The sequence below is a fragment of the Clostridium sp. CM027 genome (genome assembly GCF_024730565.1).
GTDB classification, from domain to species: Bacteria; Bacillota; Clostridia; order Clostridiales; family Clostridiaceae; genus Clostridium_AD; species Clostridium_AD estertheticum_B.
Map to the genome: position 1 here is coordinate 3,479,516 of NZ_CP077725.1, position 20,572 is coordinate 3,500,087.

Genomic DNA, 20,572 nt, shown 5'->3' on the forward strand with positions numbered 1-20,572 from the left:
TTAAAATAAATAGTGCATTAAAACATGGCCCAGGAAGGGGAGTTTTATATGTCAAAAAGAAGACGTCGTGTAAGAAGATGTTGTGATAGAACATCAGAATGTGGATGTAGAAATGGAAATCAGTTTTCAAGTATATGTACAAATCCATGTTGTGCGTTAATACTCTTAATTATACTTCAAAGAACATGTCTACTTGAAAACAAAAATGCTTTCTTGCTAATATTGATATTCATAGTTTGTTGTTGTTGTAAAGGTAGAAATGTTGAAACACCAGCGAGAGGATGTTGTTGTTAATTCTAAAAATCAGGGAGAGCTTATGCTCTCCCATTTATAAATGAGGTGATAAATATGTCAAAACATCATAAACATGATAGAAATAATATGAATAATGAAAATAATAATAATAATGCAAATAATAACAATGACAGTAATAATAACGGTAACAATAATAATAACAACGGCAACAATAATAACAATAACAATTCTGGCAATAACCCATTAGCACAAATGATTAATGGAAATTCTGCAAATCCTTTGATGGGATTATTAACTAGCTTTCTTGGAGGAAATAATGGCGGGGGCAATAATATGCTTGAAGGGTTAATTTCTGGGTTAGGTGGCCAAGACAATAATATGCTAGGAAATTTAATTGGCAGTTTAGGCGGACAAGACAATAATATGTTAGGAAATTTGATGGACAGTTTAGGAGGGCAAGGTAATAACATGCGAGGCAACTCAGCGGATAGTTATTCAGGAAATGTAAATTCAACATCGAATTCAGCAAAAAATAATAATAATAATCAAAATGGTAATAATAATCAAAATAATCAAAATAAAAATAATAAAAATAATAATAGTAATAATAGTAATCGTAATAATGGTAATAGTAATAGTAATCGTAATAATGGTAATAGTAATAGTAATGAAAAAAACAATGATCTTAATGAGAATAATGATTTAGTAAATTCAAATGAAGATGGGCAAGATAACATGTTATCAAATATATTTTCAGGTATGGGTGGTATAGATTTAAGCGAAATTTCAAATATGCTATCTGGAATAGATTTAAATAATCTAGACTTAAACAATCCAAATCTTGATGATATTATGAATTCTATATCGAATAATGATTCTTTTGAAAGCAAAGACGTTGAATTTAAACATACGAGTCCTAAAGAAAGTACACATAGCATTTTACAATTCTTAGAGGATGAGGATAAGGAACAGCTTATTTTTATATTAGCTCATCTAGTAGATGATAAAAAAATTGAAGTGCTCAATAAAATCGTAGAGGAAAATGATACCTCAAGACATTAGAATTTCTACAAATAAATGTGTATTCTATATAAAAAAATTAAATATATTTTATAATGAATAAAACTCCGTAAAAAGGGTAATATTATAAATGTAATCGGAGTTGAAATCTCCATTAGCATAAAATAATTATTTTATGCGTAACCCCCCATCCCCCTTGGGACCGATAATACGGTCCCTTTTATAATTTGTGTATATCTTAATAATATCGCTTTATTACTTAAGGGTTACAGAGCTGATCTTGAAGATAGAAACTTTATTCTCATTAGGCATAAGCTTTACAATTAGGTCTATAGTATAGTTTTTTGTTTCTTTTAAATCATTTGTATTAGTTCCTTTAAAATTTAATGTCCATAGAATTTCACTGGCATTACCGTCTTTGTCCCAATTATAATCTTTGAAAACAGCATCTTGAAAAGTAAAATGTATTTTTTGGCTTGATAAATCGCCTAATAGTGAAATATCATTACCATTTAAATAAGGTGCGAAAAGTTCTTTTGACATATTTAATTCTGATAATGGAAAGCTTTCCATCAGGTTTACAAAACCTAACATGGTGTTTTTACCCATATAATTATCGGCATAATTATAGTTAAAAGACTTTAAATTATTTTTAATGAAAATATAACTGACTAAGTTCATTTCACCATCTTTAATATTTCCAGATATAACTTTAGGAGTTTTATTATTTTTACTATCTATAAAACCTAAAATATTGTTTGTGCTGCAAAATATATCATCAAATTTTTCTCCGGTCCAAAGAAATACATGCTGAATAGCCTCATCCTTTACTGATGCTTGAGTAAATATTTCAGGTATATTATTTCTAGATATGTCCATTAAAGTAAGTCGCATCGGCCACTGTGAATAATAATTTCCCACTGTGTTACTTTTTTTAGAAGGCTCTAGGTAATAACTTTTAGATTCTGAATTTATTTGGATATAATATTTATCTGCATCTGTTTTTATGTAGAGAATATCCTTATTCCCATCTGCTGTTAGATCAGCTTGCATCATTTTGTTTTCATTAACAACATTAAACGTACTTATTGAACATTTTCTGAAAAACAAAAAAAATGTAAGCATTATGGTAAAGGTAATAATTGCTAAAGTATAATAGACAATTTTCTTCTTAAAAAATAGTATCTGTAATTTCATATATTACACCCCCCTCTAAATTATATGTAACAATTGTATGTTTAATTAATTTATATTAAATAAATTTAAAAAAGATTCATATTTATTAATAAAGTGAGGTGAACTTATGAAAAAATCATTAAAAAATTTATGTTGCGTTCTTATAGTTTTAACTATGGTGTTTAGCTTTTCATCATGCAAAATGGATGAAAAAGAAAAAAAATTAAATATATTTTTAGACACAACTGATGAGTCTTCTTCAAAAGTAATTAAGCTTTTAATTGATGATTTTAAAAAGAACAACCCTGATGTTGAAGTAAAACTAAATGATGCACTAGGTGATAAAAGTGATATCATGGAGACCATTAATTTAGGAACAGAAATTGATGTGATTTTTACTAATAGGAATAAACTTATTGAACTTAGTAAAAATGGAGTTTTGAGTGATATGAAAGATTCTTATGATGATAATACTATAAATAATAGATACTATAATATTATGAGTTCTTATGGTAGAGTAGGAGATAAATACTATGGAATAGGGGTTGTGCCATATTCTATTGAGCTACTATATAATAAAGCGAATCTTGAGAAACTAAAAATATCTAACCCTAATAATTTAGAACAATGGTTAAATGTGCTAAAGCAAATTAATGGTAAGGGTATGAAAACTCCTGTAGTGTTAACGGGAGATGTAGATGCGAGTGGATTTCTATTTTCATTAATAGCTAGCAAGAGCATAAGTATTCATGACGTTGAGGAAAAATATGATAGTGGTGAGGAATCTTATAAAAAATTGAAAGATGTACAGGGAATATTTAAAGAATTTGATTCTTTAACAAAAAATAATGGAATTACTAAAGACTCTTTTGAATTAGGTAATGAACAAAATATTACGGGTTTTAATAATGGCGATTCTCCATTATTAGTATGTATTTCTTATTATAATTCTAAACTTAATGGAAGTAACATAGGCATAATAGGAGATTACGAGAATAATTCAAAGTATGGGTCTAATGGGCCTATTATAATTAATTCTTTATTAAGTGTTCCTGTAAATGCAAAGAATGGCGATAATGCCGATGCGTTTATTAAATATATTTACAGTGATGAGGTTCAAGCAAGAATTGTGCAGAAAGGAATTATAAGTGGAAATAAAATCGCAAATAATAAAGTCACAGGTATTGGTAAAATAATGGTTCAACATATATATAAAGCTAATGATAATAATATACCTATATTATATAATTTACCTGATAAACTCAAAAATAATGTACTTTTGGCTTTGAAAAAGATTTTAGGTGGTGGTTATAGCTCTAAAGAATGGGAAGAGTTATTAAAAGAAAGTTATAAATGATTTGGTAAATAAAGAAAGAAGTATGAATTTAATTTCATACTTCTTTCTTTATTTAATTATTTTGCAATTTTCACATAAACCATAAAAATATACTTTACTCTCTAAAACTTCATAGCTAGTATGCTGCTTTACATCTTCGCGTATATTTGAAAAACGAATGCCTTCTATGTCATCAACCCTGCCACAACTTATGCAATGTATGTGAGGATGTGAAGACACATTGCCATCATATCTAAAGTTACCCTCACCTACATTAAGTTCAATTATTAATTTAACTTCTATAAGAGTTTTTAATGCTTTATAAACCGTAGCTAAACTCATAGTAGGATACGTTGGTTGCAGAGCTTTGTAAATCACTTCTGCAGAAGGGTGTTCTTTTGTTGATTGCAAATATTTATAAACAGCAATCCGTTGAGGTGTAAGTTTTAATTTCTTCTCTTTAAAAATTGTTGTAATGTTATCCATATACACCATCCTATAATGTTATCAAATCTGTTGTAGGTTTTATTATATAATAAAAACTATTACTTGTCAAAAAAATAATATATTTAGAATTAATAGGAATTTCAAATTTTATTTTATTTTTAATTCATTTATAGGATAAGTAACATATATTAGTAATAGAGAAAGGGGGAGCTGACATTTTGAAAAAAACCTATGTACTAGATACAAATGTTATTTTGTATTCACCAAGCGCCATATTATCTTTTGGAGATAATGATGTAATAATACCTGAAGTGGTACTCGAGGAATTAGATAGTTTTAAGAAAGATAAAAGTGATTTAGGGGCTAATGCTAGATATGCGGCTAGACTTATTGATAAACTTAGGAAGCAGGGGAAACTAAATGAGGGTATTGATTTAACAAGTGGAGGAAGACTTAGAGTAGAGATGAATCATTATGATACCAAAATTCCTGATTCTTGGAATAAAGAAAAAGCTGACAATAGAATATTGCAGGTATGTAAAGGGCTTAAAGAGCAAGGCGAGGATGTATGGTTAATAACCAAAGACATTTTCCAACGAATAAAGGCAGATGCCGTAGATATTAATGTAGAAGATTTTTATGAAAAATTTGTACCGGAATATGATAATCAGTATACAGGAAGAATAGAGGTATTTGTATCTCCAGAAAAGCTTCAGGAGTTTTTCAGTAAAAAAAATTTGGAAGTTGGTGCCTTACTTAAATATGATGAGGAAACAGAAGAATATACCACTCCATTTTTATACACAAATCAATTTTTAATAATTCATTCAATGGAAAATCCTAAACAAACAGCACTCGCTAGATATGATGGTAAAAATGTAGTACCTCTTTATAATAAGGAAAGTAAACCTTCAGGAGTTTCGCCAAGAAATGTAGGTCAGAAATTTATGCTGGAAGCTTTAAGCGCTGACTCAGTAAAAGCACCACTCGTAATTATAAAAGGACCTGCAGGAACAGCTAAAACATTATTTTCATTAGCGGTAGGACTTCAAAAAATATTACAGGATAGTAATGAACATTATAGAAGGATTTTAATCTGCAGACCCAATGTTACTATGGATGAGGAAATAGGGTTTTTACCGGGTACAGAACAAGAAAAAATATCACCATTCATGAGGCCGATATTTGATAATTTAGAGATACTTGTGGAATCTGATGAAAAAGAACGTTACAAAAATGAGAAGCAACTATTAGATAAAATAAATGACTTGTTTGATAGGAGAATTATAACTACTGAAGCTGTTGCTTATCTTAGAGGAAGGTCCATAGTTAAAAATTGGGTAATTATAGATGAGGCACAAAATTTGTCGCCGAAACAAGTTAAAGCAATAATAACTAGAGTTGGAGAGGGAACTAAGTTGATTCTTATAGGTGACCCAGAACAAATAGATCATCCTTTTCTTGATTCAAGGTCAAATGGTTTGTGTTATGCCTCTGAAAAAATGAAGGGTAGTGACTTGTGTTATCAAGTAACTTTGAAATATGATGAATGCGAGAGGTCGCCCCTAGCATACGAAGGCTCTAAAAAATTATAAAAATTTAATTCTATAGAAGAGAGTATAAAAATTTATACTCTCTTTTGTATTAATTTATCATATGATATTTATATTCACAAAAATTACATTTAAAAGATGTGTTAAAATATATAGTTTTATTGTATAATATGATAGTACATAATAAAGAAAAGGATGGGAAAGATGAAAAAAATAGAAAAATGTGGGAAGAGAAAAAAAAGAAGTCAAAGCACGCTTGTTTTATTTTTTATAATATTTGAATTAACTTTTACAGCTATTACAGGCCCATTTATGATTTATTATGGTCCGTTTAAAAATGTAAAGACTACAGTGGTAGGCGCAGCAATGACCACTCTTACATTACAATGGCTAGCAACATCATTTTTATCCGATGAAAAAATAAAAGAAATTATGAAGGACCAAGTAGTGGAAACTATAGCTCAAAATAACTCGGATGGCGTAAATGTAGAAAATAAAGATGATAATAGTATTGAAAGATATGATATTAAAGGGACAAAATATAAAGGGCATGTGTTAGTAATCAGTGACGCGACTAGATTAAAAGTAGGGTATAGTAGTAAGCTCGGCGAAGAAGGGCAATTAACTAGTGATATTGCAAAAAATAATAATGCAATTGCAGCGGTTAATGCTGGCGCGTTTACAGATAAAGCTGGTGACAAAAAATGGACAGGAACGGGAGCGAATCCAACAGGAATTATAATGTCTAATGGTAAAGAAATTTTTAATGATATAAAAAATGAAAATGAAAAAACAGAGGTTGTAGCATTTACTAAATCGGGAAATTTATTAGTTGGAGCTCATTCAATTAAAGAGATGAAAGAGCTTGAAGTGATGGAAGCAGTATCTTTTGGTCCGGCACTTATAGTTAATGGACATAAAACTATAAATACGGGTGACGGACGTCAGGGGATAGCACCTAGAACAGCTATTGGACAAAGGAAAGATGGTGCAATAATATTATTAGTTATTGATGGTAGACAGATAGGTAGTTTAGGTGCTAATTTAAGAGAGGTGCAAGATATATTGTATGATTATGGGGCTTATAATGCTACTAATTTAGATGGAGGTTCTTCTTCTACATTGTTTTATGATGATGAAATTATAAACAATCCTAGCGATAGCTATGGAGAAAGATCTATACCTTCAATTATTTATGTGGAGAGTAGGCAATAAAGTGAAATTTGAGCATAGTACATTTTAAATTAAAGGAGAAGAAACTATGAGCTGGAAGAAAAGAATAAGTATATGGATAATATTTTCGTTATCCATGCAATGTTTAGGTTTATTTTATATAGATCATTATTTTTTAGCTACTGATTCAAAAATGGTTACGGAAAAAATTGTTGAAAATAAAAGCGATAAATTAAAAAATATTGATATTACATTGCCAGCAAACGTAGAAAATATATTAGCATCCTATGATGCTAAACATTTATGCTATTATGAGAATGAAGAATTAAAAATTGCTAACTGTAAGGATGGAAGGGTTAAAAATATAGAGGCTGAAGATGGAAGCAAAATTTCTTTTTATAAATGGCTTCCAGATAGAAATAGAATGCTTTTAGTAGAAAAAAGTGATGATGAGTCTAGCAATTTAGTATTGTATTCTTATGACGTAGCAAAAGGTGAAAAAGTAAAGATAGGAAAATTAGCATATACTGGTACAAATGATGAAGTAGAAGATATTCAAGTATCAATTTTAACAGGTGTTACTTATATACAGGTTTTAAATGAAGGTGGTAGCAGTAGTATATATAGAATTGACAGAGACTATAGAAGTGACAAAGAGGAAGAGATTACAAAAATTGATACAATACCAAAGAGTGTGAGTAATATGGCATTAGCGCGCCATGAAGATAATTTGGTATACGAGGGATTAGTCTATAATAAAATGTATTCTACCACCCTTGAGGAACCTATAAATATTAAAGGTGTAGAAAAACTTACTTTAATTGGCACTGATGATGATGACAATGTGTATCTTGGAGAATTAAAAGATAATTTGGTAAGCAAAATTTATTATGGGAAAACATTAGAAAATACTGAAAATTGGAAAGTGATTGATTTACAAAAACCTTCTAAAAAAAATGATCTATTTGTTACATCTCTTGGTAAGGTCTATCAAAATGATGTAATGAAAGCTGTAATAAAAGATGTTAGTTCTGGAACTGAAACTAGCTATAAAGGAAAATTATTGCAATTGTATACTAAGGGAATAGTATCATTGGTTAATGATAAAGAAGTATCTTTTGTTCTTTTTAAGTAGTCGATACTATGATGTTTATTTAAGACCTTATCTTTTTAAGATAAGGTTTTTTCTATAATCTGAAAATATAAGTTAATTCATAAGGATATAGTTGTGGGAATATATTATTTTATTTTAAGAATATTCAATTCAAAATAACAATAAACTTTGTTATAATAGGATAGTAGACATCTTAAAAAATAACAAGTCAAAGATGCATTAACAAGGTGAGTAGCGATTAACATTGCCTACCATGTAGGAGTATAAGGAGGAATAAATTTGGATACACAACAAATATTAAATAAGATTTTGATGATACCCGCAATTTTATTAGCATTTACTTTTCATGAGTATGCGCATGCTATCGTAGCAGATAGGTTAGGAGACAAAACTCCACGATTTCAAGGGAGACTTACGCTGAATCCAATCGCACATATAGATCCAATGGGATTTCTTATGATTATATTAGTAGGGTTTGGTTGGGCAAAGCCTGTTCAGACAAATCCTAGTGCATTTAAAAATTATTATAAGGATGATTTGAAAGTTTCAGTTGCAGGCCCAATTGCTAATCTAATTCTAGGGTTTGTATTTGCAATTCTTACTGTGTTATTTTCGAAATTTCCACCAATTCATGGTGGATTATATACTATTATTAGCCAAATTTTAATAATTACAGGGTACCTAAATTGTATTTTGTTTTTTCTTAATTTAGTGCCAATACCGGGATTTGATGGATCTCATATAGTTAGGGATTTGTTCCCAAAGTTTTTTTACAATTTACCAGATACAATTTATAGGTATCAATTCTTAATATTTATGGTGTTAATATTGCCTATATTACCTGGTGGACAATCAGTTTTTACTTATATCGTGCAAGCGCCAGGGTTATGGTTATTTAAACAATTTTTAAATATTGCAGGGATGTTTTAATATTAATATAAAGCTAAGAAAATCATATAGTGATTTTTTATTATTTAGAATGTAAGGAGAAAAATATATGCGCTTAAGAAAAAAATATTGGGCTAGGCCAGAGCTGGAAACTAGTCATATTGTAATAACTGACCAATATGATCACAAAGGAAAATGGAATGAAGAGTTTAAAAATAACAATGCAATTCATCTAGAACTAGGTTGCGGTAAAGGTAGATTTATATCAGAAAAGTCCAGGAGAGATCTCGATATCAATTTTGTAGGCATTGATTTAAAAGATGAGGTTCTGGTATTTGCCCTTAGAAAAGTTATAGAAGTAAGAGAAGTTGAAGGGGAACAAGACATAAATGTACGTCTTATGCCAATGAACATTATGCTTATTGATGATGTGTTTGCAAAAGATGAGATAAGCAGAATTTATATAAATTTTTGTAATCCTTGGCCAAAAGACAGACATAATAAAAGAAGATTAACTCATACTAAGTTCTTGACGAGCTATAAGAAATTCTTAAAACCGGGATCTGAAGTTTGGTTCAAAACAGATGATACAGAGTTATTCGAAGAATCGGTAGATTATTTCAAAGAGTGTGGGTTTGAAATATTATTTTCAACCTATGATTTGCATAAGAGTGATTTTAAAGATAACGTAGTTACAGAATATGAAGCTAAATTCACAGAAATAGGCAAACAAGCTATGTTTCTACAGGCAAAATTAATTTAGCGAATTAATGCATCTCCTGTGGAACTGTTGCAGCTTCGCAGGAGATAACTTATAACCATATGAGACTTAAGCATTTTAGATTCTTATTTATTGACAGGATTAACATAATGCTATAAACTTAATTACATAGAAATGTATTAAATTGAAAATTTTAAAAATGAAAATTATGAATTATATTAGTTAAAAATGAATAGATTTGTTTAGGTGCCTATTATTAATCAGCCACTAAAGTGGATGCAGCTACTTTAGTATATGATTAGTAAGGTGAAAAGGGAATGTGGTGTAATTCCACAGCAGCCCCCGCTACTGTAATTGAGAGAAAATCTTTTATAACTACCTGAAAGGGAAAGTGATAAGAGAAAGTGTATCAAGAGCCAGGAGACCTGCCTAAATTAGTAATATTAAGCTTTCGGCGGGAAAGAACTGTAGAATTCAAGTTAGTGCAATGAAAAATTTGTACATAACAGCAGGTGCGCAAGCTTGCTGTTTTTTTGTTGTGTGCCAAATAAGAATACAAGCAGGAAGAAAGGAGAAATAGTAATGGCTAAAGTAATGGTTCAAGGAACCGCTTCATCAGTAGGAAAAAGCATATTAGTAACAGCACTTTGCAGAATTTTTGTGCAAGATGGGTTTTCAGTATGTCCTTTTAAGTCACAGAATATGTCATTGAATTCTTATATTACATTGGATGGAAAAGAAATGGGACGTGCGCAGGTGCTTCAAGCCTATGCGGCAGGATTGGAGCCAGAGGTATATATGAATCCGATTTTATTAAAACCTACCTCGGATAAAAAGTGCCAAATTATCGTTAATGGAAAGGTTTTTGGGAATAGTACAGCTATGGAATATCATAATATGAAATTGGAATTCAAAGACATGTTAAAAAAGCAGTTTGAAGAATTAGAGAAGAAGTTTGATATTATAGTAATGGAAGGAGCAGGTAGCCCAGCAGAAATTAATTTAAGAGATAGAGATATAGTGAATATGGGAATGGCGGAACTTATAGATGCACCTGTGATACTCGCAGGAGATATAGATAAGGGTGGAGTATTTGCGTCACTAGCAGGGACTTTGCTTTTGCTTAATGAGGCCGAGAAAAAAAGAGTTAAAGCCACTATTATTAATAAGTTTAGAGGAGATTTAGAAATCTTAAAGCCAGGACTTACAATGCTTGAGGATATTATACATATTCCATGTGCAGGAGTAGTTCCTTATTTTAGATTGGAACTCGAAGATGAAGATGGTGCAGTAGAATTTAACAAAAAAATTACTGCACCTATTGATATTGCTGTAATAAAGCTTCCACATATATCGAATTTTACGGATTTAGACGCATTAAAGGCTGAAGAAGATGTATCAGTTAGATTTGTTACAACTAAAGGAGAATTGGGCACACCAGACCTCCTTATCATACCGGGAACAAAAAATACTATTGATGATTTAATTTCTTTAAGAAATTCGGGACTTGCAGAAGCGGTTCAGCAATATAGTGTACAAGGTAACGTATTAGGCATTTGTGGAGGCTATCAAATGTTAGGAAATAGCTTAAGTGACCCTAATGGCTTAGAGGGAAATTCAAAAGAAACAGAGGGTATGAAGCTTTTAGACGTAGACACAATATTTGAAGATGAGAAAATAACTACAAGAGTAAAGGCTCGTAGCATTAACATTAGGGATACTAGTATAGAAACTTATGGTTACGAAATACATATGGGAATTTGTAAATATGGTCATAATGCAAAACCACTTTTTGAAATCTATGATAAGAATGGTTCTGATACGTCATCCTTCGATGGAGCAATAAATGCAGGTGGAAATGTTATGGGTACATATATTCATGGAGTTTTTGATGGAGTAGAGTTTAGAGAACATATGATTAATACTTTAAGGGTAAAAAAAGCTATGGAACCTAAAAAATCTAAGGTTTATGAAAATCTAAGAGAAAAAGAATTAGACAAGCTAGCAGATATAGTTAGAGATAATGTAGATATGGATTCAATCTATAAAATCATAGGAATAAAAAGAAAAAGTTAGGGACAGTTAACAACTATTTAAAAAATTATAACAGTATAAGATAGTGAGGAATTAAAATGGCAATACTATTTCAGACGAACATAATAGATTTAATTTTAGCGGTAATGTTAGACTTATTAATTGGAGATCCATATTGGTTTAAACATCCGGTGATTTATATAGGAAAGCTTATTTCTAAATTAGATAAGTTAGGCAGAACGATATGTAAAACTAATGGTCAAATTAAAGTTTTTGGCGGAATTATTGTAGTTATAGTAGCACTTTCTAGTTTTTTAGTGCCTTTTATAATTTTGAGGATTTCTAATAAGTTTTTTTGGTTGTACCATATTCTCAATATAATATTGCTTTGGACTACAATAGCTGCTAGATGCCTTCATAAAGAAGGTAAGAAGGTTTATGATTCTTTAGTTAATAATGATATTTATGACGCAAGAGTTAAATTATCGTACCTTGTAGGGAGAGATACAAAAACCCTTACTGAGTATGAAATAGTAAGAGCTGATGTGGAGACCATTGCAGAGAATACAGCAGATGGTGTTATAGCCCCTATTCTCTATGCATTATTAGGGGGAGCACCTTTAGCTATGATGTATAAGGGCATAAATACCATGGATTCAATGCTTGGATATATGAATGAAAAATATAAATATATTGGTTTCTTTCCAGCTAAAACAGACGATGTATTTAATTTTATACCAGCAAGAATAACAGGATTTTTAATCTGTTTGGCATCACCACTTGTTCGAGGAAATATTGCTTGCAGTATAAAAGTGATGATAAGAGATAGAAAAAATCATAAAAGTCCTAATTGTGCTTATCCAGAAGGAGCAGCAGCGGGGGCTATGGGAGTTAGACTAGGTGGTACGAATGAATATTTTGGAGAAAAAATGTATAAACCAACAATAGGAAACAAAATAAACGATTTGGGGAAAGAACATATAATAGATACAATAAAATTAATGTATGGGGCAATGTTTTATTTAATAATAATATGCATGTTATATGAAATATGCGTATATATGAAATATTAGTAATAGTGATGTATTTTTGGAGATGATATAATGATACAACTTATAGGGCTAAAGCATGATGTGAAAATAGAAATTAGAGAAAAACTCTCAATTATACCAAAACGCCAAGGAAAGTGCTTAGAGGAACTTTTAAATATTTGCGAAGAGGCAGTTATTTTAAGTACCTGCAACAGGACAGAGATATATTTTAAATCTAAGGATGAAGAGATTGTTGATAAGATTTTTAAGGCATTAAATTGGGATAGGTCTTTAATAAAGTGTGTAGAAAATTATAAGGAAGAAAAAGCAATACAACATTTAATGGATGTGGTCTGTGGGTTTGATTCACTATTACTTGGAGAGGACCAAATTTTAGGGCAAGTTAGGGATGCTTATGAAGCTGCAAAAGGTTCAAAATCAACTAAAAAGGAACTTCAAAGACTTTTTGAAAATGCTATCGCTTGTGGCAAGAAGTTTAGAAATAAATCTAAAATAAGTGAGATACCGGTTTCTTCATCTTCTATGGTAGTTAAAGAAGCAATAGATAGGGGACACAAAAATTTTATGATTTTAGGCTATGGAGCGGTAGGAGAATTAACTTCAAAATATATACTAGAGGGGAAAATAAATTTACTATATATTGCAGTTAGGGATATTCATAAGGCTAATATAGAAGATCCGAGGGTGAAAATGATACCGTTTAACGACATACATAAATATTATGAAAAGGTGGATTGTGTTATATCTTGTACAACGGCCCCTCATACTGTGGTTCACTTAAAGGAGTTACCGAGCAAACACTTATTATTATTTGATTTAGCTGTACCAAGGGACATTGAAGAAATAGTAAGTGAAAACCCCTTATATGAAGTGTATGACATAGATATGTTAGGCGATATCCATGATGCCAACTACAAAAGACGTGAAGCCTCTATGAGGGATAATAGATACATTGTGGATGAAGCTATAAAAGAGTATATAGAGTGGAAAACCATGGAAGAGTTATCGCCTTTTATAAAAAAGTTAAAACACAATGGTGAAGGTGTTTACAAAGAAAGACTAGAGACTTTTAAGCACAAGAAAGAGACTAAGGATAATGAAAAATTAGCAGAGATACTTTTGAAGAGTACTTCAAATGCCTATGTAAACAAAGCTATAGAGGTGTTAAAGGAGGAACATTTGAAGGGGAGGTCTAAGGAATGCGTGGACATAATAAGCAGGATTTTTCAGGTTTAAATTATACCATGATTTCACTGCTATCAGATAAGATTAATATACTTATAGTTGGTGGGGGAGAGGCAGCTCTTATAAAATGTAAAACTTTCTCAAAAGAAGGTTGTAATATTACTGTAGTATCAAAAGAGTTTTGCCTAGAATTTTACACACTACAAAATATTTATAACCTAAAATTAATAAAGGGTGAATACGATGAAAGATATGTGGATCAGAATCATATTGTAATTATTGCTACAGATAATATAGAGACAAATGATGGTATAAAAGAATACTGCGATAGAAAAAGTAAACTATATGTACACTGCGGGGATTATAAACAAGGGTTATTTGTAACACCAGTTCAAAGAAGTACACCCAATATGAAATTTGCATTACATACTAAAAACGGTAGCCCTAAAACAACACTTTTCATGTCGAAAGTCATAGAAGATAAAATTTGTGAGTATGAAGGTTTTATAAATTATACATGTAGCATGAGAAATATGGTAAAGAAGAGTGAAGTCAAAAAGGAAATTATGAATTTTGTATGTAGTGAAGATTTCTACTTTTTCTATAATAAGGGAGTGCAAAATACTATTTTAGAAATGTTTTATGGAGCTGAATTTGGGATAGTTGAGAATTGAAAGTTGAAGTTAAAGGAGGAATAAATTTTGAAAATTAATATAGGAACTAGGAGAAGTGAACTTGCACAAGTACAAGCTAATACAGTTATGGCTATGATTAAAGAAAAATTTAATATTGACTCTGGAAAGGTACTTATTGAGACTAAGGGAGATAGAATTTTAAATGTAACTTTAGATAAAATAGGAGGTAAGGGTCTTTTTGTAAAGGAAATAGAGGTTGCAATGCTGGAGCAAAAAGTTGATATAGCAGTACATAGTATGAAGGATGTACCCTACGAAATACCAGAGGAGTTTGAAATAGTGGCTATTCCAGTTAGAGAAGATGTTAGGGATGCATTTGTTGCCTTTAACAACATTAGTTTTTATGACTTGCCTAAGGGCGCAAGAATAGGAACTAGTAGTATTAGACGTGGCACTCAAATTAAGATACTAAGACCAGATGTGGAGATTGTACCTATAAGAGGTAATGTACAGACTAGAATAGCAAAAATAGAAAAGGAAAACCTAGATGGCATAATCCTAGCGGCTGCGGGACTAAAAAGACTAGGTATGGAAAAGATAATTACTAACTATTTTGAACCAACGGAAGTTGTACCAGCAATAGCCCAAGGTGCATTAGGTATTGAAATGGTTAAAAGCCATCCACAAGTATCTATGATTAGAAAATTAGATTGCTACGATGCTAGAATTTGCGTAGACGCAGAAAGAAGCTTTATGGCGACACTTAATGGGGATTGCCATGGTTGTATAGGAGCATATGCTTATTTTGAAGGAGAAACTATGCACATGCTTGGCGTGTTTGAAGTTGATGGGAAAATAGTGAAAAAACAACTTTCAGGAGATAAAAATGATTATATAAAGCTAGGTGCTGATCTAGCTAAAAAAATATTAGAAGATAATTAATCATATTAAAAAGTAGAAAGGGGATACTAATGGGAAAGGTTTATTTAATGGGAGTCGGTCCAGGAGATGAGGAACTAATAACCCTAAAAGCAATAAGAATGCTAGAAAAATGTACTGCAGTTATGTATGATAGGTTAGCAAGTACTAGTATACTTAAATATTTAAAAGCGGAATGTGAAATATACTATTGTGGAAAAGAGCCGGGCTGTCATTATAAAACTCAGGAAGAGATAAATGATATGCTAGTAATGCTCGCTAAAAAAGGACATGTAGTTGGAAGAATTAAGGGCGGAGATCCATTTGTATTTGGACGTGGCGGAGAGGAAGCTTTAGCACTTCTTGAAGAGAACATTGAATTTGAAGTTATACCAGGAATAACTTCACCAATAGCAGTGCTCAATTATGCTGGGATACCTATCACTCATAGAGGGATAGCTCAAAGTTTCCATATATTCACTGCGATGACCGCAGAAAAACTTAATATTGATTGGAATGCGGTAGCAAGGCTTGGCGGAACTTTGGTTTTTATGATGGGTTTTAAAAATCTAGAAAAGATTGCAGGAAATCTTATATCCAATGGAAAAAGTAAAGATACTCTTTGCGCGGTAATAATGAGAGGAACTACATCAAAGCAGAAGAAGGTAGTGGGAACGCTAGAAGATATTTTATGCAAGGTGCAAAAATCAGAAATATCATCTCCTTGCATTATCGTAGTGGGGGAAGTAATTAAATTTAATGATGAATTCAATTGGTACGAGAAGAAACCTTTATTCGGGAAGAACATCTGTATAACTCGTTCAAAAGAGCAATCAAAGGAATTAAGAGAAAAATTAATAGATTTAGGTGCAGAAGTACTTGAGATAAATTCCATTGAATTTAAAAACACTTCATATAATTTAGATGATTATAAAACAAAGCTTGCGGGCTATGATTTTTTAACTTTAACCAGTGTAAATGGAGTGAATATCTTTTTCGATTACTTAAAGGATATTGAATTTGATATTAGGAAGCTCAAAGCTAAAATTGCAGCCATAGGGCCAGCCACTGCAAGCGCTCTTAAAAATAGAGGGATTATGCCAGAAATAGTTGCAGATCATTTTGTTGCTGAAAGTTTGTTTGAGAAAATGAATACATACGTAAAGGCGAAAGATAAAATATTAGTTCCTCGATCTAAAGATGCAAGACCTTATTTGGTAGAAGAATTAAGAAGTATTGGCTGCAGCGTGGATGAAGTTTTCACATATGAAACGGTTTGTGGTAAATTAAGATATGAAAATGAAATAAAAGATGTAGATTTGATAGTATTTACTTCGCCGTCGACTGTTAAAAATATGATTACAATGGTAGGTATTGAAGTTATAAAATCGAAAGCGGCACTGGCTATAGGACCTATAACTGCAAAGGAACTTTCAGATAATGGTATAGAATCTATTATATGTGATGAATATAGTGCAGAAGGGGTTATAAGCAAGCTTGTAAAAATGTAATGTTAATTTAGAGATGATTTACAGCACCGCAGGTGATGAATTAATAACAATTTGTGGATAAAATGATAATTTATTTAATTAGGAGTGGATAACTGTGTTCAAAAGGAATAGAAGATTAAGAGAAACAAGTAATATAAGAGATTTAGTAAGAGAAACGATATTAACACCATCAGATTTTATATTTCCTATTTTTGTAGTAGAAGGTGAAAATATTAAAGAAGAAATATCTTCAATGCCAGGGAATTATCATTTTTCATTAGATAGACTTCATGAAATTATTGAAGAAGTTGAAGAAGTGGGCGTACGTGGAGTAATTTTATTCGGATTACCAGATCATAAAGATGAAGTAGGTTGTGGGGCCTTTGATAAAAATGGTATTGTTCAAAGAGCAGTTAAAAAGGTACGAGAGATATCAAAAAAATTAGTTATAATAACGGATGTATGTATGTGTCAATATACTAGTCATGGACACTGTGGAATATTAGAAAACGAGAAAGTAGATAACGATAAGAGTTTAAAATATATGGCAGAAATAGCATTATCTCATGCTGCAGCTGGAGCGGACATGATAGCACCATCTGACATGATGGATGGTCATGTAGCTGCAATAAGAGAAATTTTAGACGGAAATGGATTTAAAGATGTATCAATAATGGCTTATAGTGCAAAATACTCGTCAGCGTTTTATGGCCCTTTTAGAGAAGCGGCTAACTCAACGCCACAGTCTGGGGATAGAAAAACTTATCAAATGGATCCAGCAAATATCAGAGAAGCTATGAGAGAAATAGAATGCGATATTGAAGAGGGCGCAGATATTGTAATGGTAAAACCAGCATTATCATATTTAGATGTAATAAGATGGGCTCGTGATAGACATGATGTGCCAATAGCAGCTTATAGTGTTAGTGGAGAATTTGCTATGGTAAAATCAGCTGCAAAAATGGGATTAATTGATGAAAAAGCTGTAGCTATGGAAATGCATATGTCTATGAAAAGAGCAGGAGCGGATATGATAATCACTTATTATGCACTTGATTTATGTAGATGGATTAAGGGATAATTAGAAATTAAATATTTAGAAAAGAGGAAATTACGATGAGAAATTTAGATATATTTAATGAATCAAAGCAATATATGCCTGGTGGAGTTAATAGTCCAGTTAGAGCGTTTAAAGATGTAAGTGTAACTCCCCCAATTATTAAAAAAGGTAAGGGGGCATATATTTATGATGAAGATGGAAATAAATATATAGATTTTGTATGCGCTTGGGGACCTATGATACTTGGGCATAGTGATGATGATGTAGTAAAAGCTATACAAAATACTTGCACCAGTGCTATTGCATTTGGTGCACCTACAGAATTAGAACTAAAACTCGCAAGGCACATTTGTAGCACTGTAGATAGTGTAGACATGATTAGAATGGTTAACTCAGGTACAGAAGCCACAATGAGTGCAGTTAAGCTTGCAAGGGGATATACAAGAAAGAATAAAATAATAAAATTTGCAGGTTGCTACCATGGACATTTTGAAGGCTTTCTAGTTGAAGCCGGTTCAGGAGTAATGACCGCGGGAATACCAGGTTCAGCAGGTGTTCCTGAGGAAAGTATTATACATACATTAATTGCAAATTACAATGACATTAGCAGCGTTAAAGCATTGTTTGATAAATATAGTGATGATATTGCCTGTATAATAATTGAGCCAGTAGCAGGAAATATGGGAGTTATACCAGCTGAAAAAGAATTTTTATTAGAGCTTAGAAATTTATGTGATGAATACAAGAGTCTACTTATTTTTGATGAAGTAATGAGTGGGTTTAGAGTAGCGTATAAAGGAGCACAAAGTATTTATGGAATAGTTCCTGATTTAGTAACTTATGCAAAAATCATGGGAGGGGGACTTCCTTGTGGTGCATATGGTGGGAAAAAAGAAATAATGGAGTTATTATCTCCTATGGGACCAGTTTATCAAGCGGGAACTATGTCTGGGAATCCAGTGGTAATGGCAGCAGGATATGAAACATTAACTAAGCTTTATAATAATCCTAGTCAATACGCGCACATGGAGAAGCTTTCAGAAAAACTTCAAGAGGGACTACTAGAAATTGCAAAAGAAAAAGGTATACCTATGGTAGTTAATAGATGTGGTTCAATGCTCACAGCATTCTTTACAAAGAAGAGTGAAGTTAAAACTTTTGAAGATGCTAAAACTTGTGATCCATCGCTATTTGCAAAATACTTTGAACATATGATAAAAAGTGGAATAAATATTGCACCTTCTCAATTTGAGGCAATATTCTTATGCGTTAAGCATACTGATAATGATATTGAAAAATTCTTAGAATCATTTAGGAGTTTTAAAATATAAGAGTTCAGTGAATAACAGGCGCAATATGTGAAGTATCAATTTTTTCTTGCTGTATGCTATAACGAAAAGTATATATCGCTACAGATGCGTTCGCTTTGTCAAGTAATTCTAAAATTTATTTTATTTACAGTTGCTTAAAACACAAACTCGCTAGCGCTCAAACATGTGTTTTTCTTAACGCATCTGAAACTAAAACAAATTAAGAATAACTAAGGCTTACTCAAACGCATTTTACGCGATATATACTTTTGTTAGCATTCATTAAGAATAAATACTTAATTTCTAAAATTGAAGGAAGTGTAAAACATGAGATTTATTAAAGATAATGAATTTATAAGGGGCAATTGCCCAATGACTAAGGAAGAAGTAAGAATATTAAGTGTAGTAAAGCTTGAGCTTGAAGAGGACTATAGGGTAATAGACATCGGTGCGGGAACAGGATCAGTAAGTATTCAGATTGCTCAGATATGCAGTAGTGGTGAAGTAATCGCTATAGAAAAAGATCTTGATGCATTAGAGGTTATAAAACAAAATAAAGAAAAATTTAAAACGAGTAACCTGGAAATACTAAGTTCAGAAGCCATGGAGATACAGACTAATATAACAGGAGAATTTGATGCTATATTTGTAGGTGGAAGTGGTGGAAATATAGCTGATATTATCGATAAGTATGGAAGTAAGCTTAAGAAAAACAGAAATATAGTTTTAAATTTTATAACAATAAATAATGTGTACAAGGCTATGGAAGCTTTAAAAACATTAAATTATGAAGTAGAATGTGTACAAATTCAAGTAAGTAAGACAAAAGGAAAGAGCTATATGTTAATGGCAAATAATCCTATATTTATTGTTAGTGGAAAAAAAATATAAAAAGTATATATTACTATTAATGCATTCACTTCGCTAAGAACTACTAATTTTATTTTTAATTAATCTGCTAAAAAACATAAACTCGCTATAATCGCTCAAACATATGTTTTTCTTAACGCATCTTAATTAAAAATAAAATAAGAAGTTCTAAAGCTCTCTTCAATGCATTATACGTAATATATACTTTTTTTTGCGCATAAATCGGTAGGATTTCTAAATGAAATTTCAATTGTTTCTGCTCCTCTTATTTGAAGTCGCTTCCGGAGAAAATCATACTATTATGCAGGTAGCCTAGTATAAATCTTAATAATTCC

19 protein-coding genes and 1 riboswitch are annotated in these 20,572 nt (G+C 31.3%); of the genes, 17 read left to right on the forward strand and 2 right to left on the reverse strand.

Annotation, left to right across the window (positions count from 1 at the left end; genetic code table 11):
- The first annotated feature begins 48 nt into the window (after positions 1–48).
- Both KTC92_RS16570 and KTC92_RS16575 read left to right on the forward strand, forming a co-directional pair.
- A complete protein-coding gene (locus KTC92_RS16570; protein WP_165412004.1) occupies positions 49–294 on the forward strand; it encodes a hypothetical protein in 246 nt (81 codons plus the stop codon).
- Between the two features lie 54 nt (positions 295–348).
- The gene (locus KTC92_RS16575; RefSeq protein WP_220286083.1) at positions 349–1,317 is read left to right on the forward strand and encodes a hypothetical protein; all 969 of its coding nucleotides are present in this window, start codon (positions 349–351) and stop codon (positions 1,315–1,317) included.
- Positions 1,318–1,530: 213 nt separating this feature from the next.
- Here KTC92_RS16575 and KTC92_RS16580 read toward each other — a convergent pair whose 3' ends face one another.
- Positions 1,531–2,472: a VCBS repeat-containing protein gene (locus KTC92_RS16580; RefSeq protein ID WP_216301922.1), complete on the reverse strand. Its 942-nt coding sequence runs from the start codon at positions 2,470–2,472 to the stop codon at positions 1,531–1,533.
- A gap of 106 nt (positions 2,473–2,578) precedes the next feature.
- On the opposite strand from KTC92_RS16580, the gene KTC92_RS16585 reads away from it, so the two are divergent.
- Positions 2,579–3,808, forward strand: a complete 1,230-nt coding sequence (locus KTC92_RS16585; protein ID WP_216301923.1) for an ABC transporter substrate-binding protein — start codon at positions 2,579–2,581, stop codon at positions 3,806–3,808.
- A 48-nt stretch (positions 3,809–3,856) separates the two neighbouring features.
- On the opposite strand, the gene KTC92_RS16590 is transcribed toward KTC92_RS16585, so the two are convergent.
- Positions 3,857–4,273 carry a Fur family transcriptional regulator gene (locus KTC92_RS16590; protein WP_165411623.1) on the reverse strand — a complete coding sequence of 139 codons (417 nt, stop codon included), beginning with the start codon at positions 4,271–4,273 and terminating at the stop codon, positions 3,857–3,859.
- Positions 4,274–4,452: 179 nt separating this feature from the next.
- On the opposite strand from KTC92_RS16590, the gene KTC92_RS16595 reads away from it, so the two are divergent.
- From KTC92_RS16595 to cbiT, 14 genes are all read left to right on the forward strand, one after another.
- Positions 4,453–5,829 (forward strand): PhoH family protein, encoded by a 1,377-nt coding sequence (locus tag KTC92_RS16595; protein WP_220286082.1) that lies wholly within the window; start codon positions 4,453–4,455, stop codon positions 5,827–5,829.
- Positions 5,830–5,991: 162 nt separating this feature from the next.
- Positions 5,992–7,002, forward strand: a complete 1,011-nt coding sequence (locus tag KTC92_RS16600; protein ID WP_220286081.1) for a phosphodiester glycosidase family protein — start codon at positions 5,992–5,994, stop codon at positions 7,000–7,002.
- Positions 7,003–7,048: 46 nt separating this feature from the next.
- Positions 7,049–8,095 (forward strand): hypothetical protein, encoded by a 1,047-nt coding sequence (locus tag KTC92_RS16605; protein WP_220286080.1) that lies wholly within the window; start codon positions 7,049–7,051, stop codon positions 8,093–8,095.
- A gap of 291 nt (positions 8,096–8,386) precedes the next feature.
- Positions 8,387–9,004 carry a site-2 protease family protein gene (locus KTC92_RS16610; protein WP_187351393.1) on the forward strand — a complete coding sequence of 206 codons (618 nt, stop codon included), beginning with the start codon at positions 8,387–8,389 and terminating at the stop codon, positions 9,002–9,004.
- 67 nt (positions 9,005–9,071) lie between these two features.
- Positions 9,072–9,725: a tRNA (guanosine(46)-N7)-methyltransferase TrmB gene (gene trmB / locus KTC92_RS16615; RefSeq protein ID WP_216301927.1), complete on the forward strand. Its 654-nt coding sequence runs from the start codon at positions 9,072–9,074 to the stop codon at positions 9,723–9,725.
- A 229-nt stretch (positions 9,726–9,954) separates the two neighbouring features.
- Positions 9,955–10,131: riboswitch (cobalamin riboswitch) on the forward strand.
- 134 nt (positions 10,132–10,265) lie between these two features.
- Positions 10,266–11,759, forward strand: a complete 1,494-nt coding sequence (locus tag KTC92_RS16620; protein ID WP_216301928.1) for a cobyric acid synthase — start codon at positions 10,266–10,268, stop codon at positions 11,757–11,759.
- Positions 11,760–11,839: 80 nt separating this feature from the next.
- Positions 11,840–12,790, forward strand: coding sequence for an adenosylcobinamide-phosphate synthase CbiB (cbiB, locus tag KTC92_RS16625; protein ID WP_216302036.1), 951 nt, complete (start codon positions 11,840–11,842; stop codon positions 12,788–12,790).
- 30 nt (positions 12,791–12,820) lie between these two features.
- Complete coding sequence (gene hemA / locus KTC92_RS16630) at positions 12,821–14,005, forward strand: glutamyl-tRNA reductase (protein WP_220286079.1); 1,185 nt, start codon at positions 12,821–12,823, stop codon at positions 14,003–14,005.
- The gene (locus KTC92_RS16635) at positions 13,969–14,628 is read left to right on the forward strand and encodes an NAD(P)-dependent oxidoreductase (RefSeq protein WP_220286078.1); all 660 of its coding nucleotides are present in this window, start codon (positions 13,969–13,971) and stop codon (positions 14,626–14,628) included. Before hemA ends, KTC92_RS16635 begins: the two co-directional genes overlap by 37 nt.
- Positions 14,629–14,655: 27 nt before the next feature.
- Positions 14,656–15,531, forward strand: coding sequence for a hydroxymethylbilane synthase (gene hemC, locus KTC92_RS16640; protein ID WP_220286077.1), 876 nt, complete (start codon positions 14,656–14,658; stop codon positions 15,529–15,531).
- A gap of 29 nt (positions 15,532–15,560) precedes the next feature.
- Positions 15,561–17,018 carry a uroporphyrinogen-III C-methyltransferase gene (cobA, locus tag KTC92_RS16645; protein WP_220286076.1) on the forward strand — a complete coding sequence of 486 codons (1,458 nt, stop codon included), beginning with the start codon at positions 15,561–15,563 and terminating at the stop codon, positions 17,016–17,018.
- 94 nt (positions 17,019–17,112) lie between these two features.
- Positions 17,113–18,078, forward strand: a complete 966-nt coding sequence (hemB, locus tag KTC92_RS16650) for a porphobilinogen synthase (RefSeq protein ID WP_216301932.1) — start codon at positions 17,113–17,115, stop codon at positions 18,076–18,078.
- Between the two features lie 35 nt (positions 18,079–18,113).
- The gene (gene hemL / locus KTC92_RS16655) at positions 18,114–19,388 is read left to right on the forward strand and encodes a glutamate-1-semialdehyde 2,1-aminomutase (protein ID WP_220286075.1); all 1,275 of its coding nucleotides are present in this window, start codon (positions 18,114–18,116) and stop codon (positions 19,386–19,388) included.
- Positions 19,389–19,694: 306 nt separating this feature from the next.
- Positions 19,695–20,258, forward strand: coding sequence for a precorrin-6Y C5,15-methyltransferase (decarboxylating) subunit CbiT (cbiT, locus tag KTC92_RS16660; RefSeq protein ID WP_220286074.1), 564 nt, complete (start codon positions 19,695–19,697; stop codon positions 20,256–20,258).
- Positions 20,259–20,572 lie beyond the last annotated feature (314 nt).

Excerpts from the sequence above, each read along its gene's own strand:
- KTC92_RS16610 (WP_187351393.1), top strand. The coding sequence starts at position 8,387 with ATGATACCCGCAATTTTATTAGCATTTACTTTTCATGAGTATGCGCAT.
- KTC92_RS16590 (WP_165411623.1), bottom strand. The coding sequence starts at position 4,273 with ATGGATAACATTACAACAATTTTTAAAGAGAAGAAATTAAAACTTACA.
- KTC92_RS16580 (WP_216301922.1), bottom strand. The coding sequence starts at position 2,472 with ATGAAATTACAGATACTATTTTTTAAGAAGAAAATTGTCTATTATACT.
- cbiT (WP_220286074.1), top strand. The coding sequence starts at position 19,695 with ATGAGATTTATTAAAGATAATGAATTTATAAGGGGCAATTGCCCAATG.
- KTC92_RS16575 (WP_220286083.1), top strand. The coding sequence starts at position 349 with ATGTCAAAACATCATAAACATGATAGAAATAATATGAATAATGAAAAT.
- hemL (WP_220286075.1), top strand. The coding sequence starts at position 18,114 with ATGAGAAATTTAGATATATTTAATGAATCAAAGCAATATATGCCTGGT.
- KTC92_RS16570 (WP_165412004.1), top strand. The coding sequence starts at position 49 with ATGTCAAAAAGAAGACGTCGTGTAAGAAGATGTTGTGATAGAACATCA.
- KTC92_RS16585 (WP_216301923.1), top strand. The coding sequence starts at position 2,579 with ATGAAAAAATCATTAAAAAATTTATGTTGCGTTCTTATAGTTTTAACT.
- cobA (WP_220286076.1), top strand. The coding sequence starts at position 15,561 with ATGGGAAAGGTTTATTTAATGGGAGTCGGTCCAGGAGATGAGGAACTA.
- KTC92_RS16635 (WP_220286078.1), top strand. The coding sequence starts at position 13,969 with ATGCGTGGACATAATAAGCAGGATTTTTCAGGTTTAAATTATACCATG.
- hemA (WP_220286079.1), top strand. The coding sequence starts at position 12,821 with ATGATACAACTTATAGGGCTAAAGCATGATGTGAAAATAGAAATTAGA.
- KTC92_RS16605 (WP_220286080.1), top strand. The coding sequence starts at position 7,049 with ATGAGCTGGAAGAAAAGAATAAGTATATGGATAATATTTTCGTTATCC.
- KTC92_RS16600 (WP_220286081.1), top strand. The coding sequence starts at position 5,992 with ATGAAAAAAATAGAAAAATGTGGGAAGAGAAAAAAAAGAAGTCAAAGC.
- KTC92_RS16620 (WP_216301928.1), top strand. The coding sequence starts at position 10,266 with ATGGCTAAAGTAATGGTTCAAGGAACCGCTTCATCAGTAGGAAAAAGC.
- trmB (WP_216301927.1), top strand. The coding sequence starts at position 9,072 with ATGCGCTTAAGAAAAAAATATTGGGCTAGGCCAGAGCTGGAAACTAGT.